Below are 2,311 nucleotides of genomic sequence, written 5' to 3'. Positions count from 1 at the left end.
GACACAAGCGTGCCATGGAAGCGGACTTCTTCATTTTGCCAAGGAAAGTGATCATGCGAACGCGTATTGCCAACAAGCCGTCCGTGGCCTTCGTCGGCGCGTCGTGGGTGGGCGCTGCTGCTGGGCATCGGTGCCTGCCTCTGGCTGGGCTTGAGCTGAGGGTGCGCCGCAGAGGGCGGATCGTCATGCCCGCCGCAGGACTCGTCTGTTAAATTCGCCCTCCAGGGGCAGGAAACGATGTCGCCCGGGGCGCTATGGCCCGGGGACAGAGGTGTTGTGATGGAAGCACTGAATGCGTTGATTTTTCAGGCGGCCTTGCTGTCCGACAGCGGTCGCCTTTACCGCTTGCAGCTGCCTGGCGGGGACGTCCAGGTGGTGGAGCGCTGGAGCGGGTCCGAACGCCTGAGCGAGGGGTTCGTGTGGTGGGTGGATGTGCTGAGCACGCAGGCGGGCTTGCCGGTGGAGGCGTGGCTGGGCCGCCGCGCGACGCTGTACACCCGGCTGGCCGATGGCGGCGAGAGCCCGCGCACGGGGCTGATCCACGACGCGTACGCACTGGGCAGCGACGGCGGTCTGGCGCGCTACCGGGTGGGCCTGGTGCCGTGGACGTGGTGGCTGTCGCAGGGCTGGCACAGCCGGGTGTTCCAGGAGCGCACGCTGGTGCAGATCGTGGAAGCGGTGTTCGCCGACTACGCGCCGATGGCGAGCTGGCAGTGGAGCGACGAGGTGAGCGGGTTCGTGTCCCAGGCGCGGCCGCGCAGCTACTGCGTGCAATACCGCGAGAGCGACCTGGATTTCGTGCAGCGGCTGCTGGCCGAGGAAGGGCTGGGCTGGCGGCTGCAGGAGGCGGATGCGTCGCCCGGCGGGCACCAGCTGGTGGTCTTCGCCGACAGCGCCGCGCAACCGCAGGACCCCGATTCGGCGCAGGGCGGCGGACTGCGCTACCACCGCAGCGACGCCACCGAGGCGGCCGACAGCGTGCTGGCGATCGGCGCCACCCGGCGTCTGGGCAGCGGCCGGCTGACCGTGCTCAGCGACGACTTCAAGACGCGCCAGGCGCGCAGCGCGCAACTGCCGCTGCGCGGCGGCGGCGGACAATCGCTGCGCGAGCTGTACGAGCCGGTGGGGATGTACGCTTTCGCCAGCGTGCAGGAAGCGGACCGCTATGCGGGGTTGATGGCGCAGGCGCAGGAGGCGCAGTGGTCGCCGTGGCAGGGCCGCAGCACGGTGCGCACGCTGCGCGCCGGCACCTGGTTCACGCTGACCCAGGCGCCGCAGCAGGGCCAGGCGCCGCCGGCGCAGCTGCTGCTGACGCGGGTGTGGCATGCGGGCATCAACAACCTGCCGGTGGACGTGCGCGCGGCGCTGCAGGCGCAGTTGGGGGCCGCGCCGGCGTGGCCGGACGCCAGCGCGGTGGCCGCACGCAGCACCTGGGCGCAAGCCGAGGCGGTGGGCTACGGCAACGCCTTCGAGGCGGTGGACCGGCAGCAGCCGTGGCGGCCGGTGCTAGCCGACGGCACCGGCGCGCGGCTGAACCCGCGGCCGACCGCGCCGGGCTACCAGAGCGCCATCGTGGTCGGCGCCGATGGCAGCACCGGCGGCAGCCAGGAGGTCTATGCCGACGCGCTGGGCCGGATCCGGGTCAGGTTCCACTTCCAGCACGACGCGTCGGCCCCGGCCGCGCAGGACAGCACGTGGCTGCGGGTGGCGCAGCGCTACGCTGGCCCGGGCGTGGGCAGCCAGTTCCTGCCGCGCATCGGCCAGGAAGTGCTGGTGGGCTTCCTGGAGGGGGACATCGACCGTCCGGTGGTGCTGGGGGCGCTGTACAACGGCAAGGGCGAAGCCGGCGTTCCCGCCACCCCCGGCGGCACCAGCGCCAGCGCCGACACCCGCCTGTATGCCCAGGCCGGCGACGGCAAACCCAGCGCACAGGCCAACCTGGCCGGCGGCCACGCCCCGGCCTGGCACGGCGCCGGCGGCGGTGCGGACAACCACCGCAATGCCACCGCGCTGTGGGGCGTGCAATCCAAGGAATGGGGCGGCGCTGGCCACAGCCGGCTGGTGTTCGACGACAGCGACCAGCAACTGCGCTTGCAACTTGCGACGACCCAGGCGGCCACGCAACTGAACCTGGGGCACCTGATCCACCAGGCCGACAACTACCGCGGCAGCTTCCGCGGGGAAGGCTTCGAACTGCGCACCGACGCATGGGGCGCGGTGCGCGCCACCTCGGGGCTATGGCTGAGCAGCTACGCGCGCAGCGGCGGCCCCGCCGGCGAGGCGACCCAGCCCAGCGCATTGCTGAGCCAAC

The 2,311-nt window shown here is 72.0% G+C and carries 1 protein-coding gene and 1 pseudogene; both read left to right on the top strand.

Annotated features, from left to right (window positions below):
• Positions 1–212: pseudogene (locus XBLMG947_RS23435) on the top strand (hypothetical protein); the annotation flags it as partial.
• Between the two features lie 67 nt (positions 213–279).
• Positions 280–2,311: type VI secretion system Vgr family protein (locus XBLMG947_RS20810; protein WP_065470405.1), on the top strand; the 2,032-nt coding region annotated here is incomplete at its 3' end.

It is taken from the genome of Xanthomonas bromi, from assembly GCF_900092025.1.
Classification (GTDB): domain Bacteria; phylum Pseudomonadota; class Gammaproteobacteria; order Xanthomonadales; family Xanthomonadaceae; genus Xanthomonas; species Xanthomonas bromi.
Note: the sequence above shows the minus strand (reverse complement) of the source record. Positions and strands in the feature narration are given on the sequence as shown.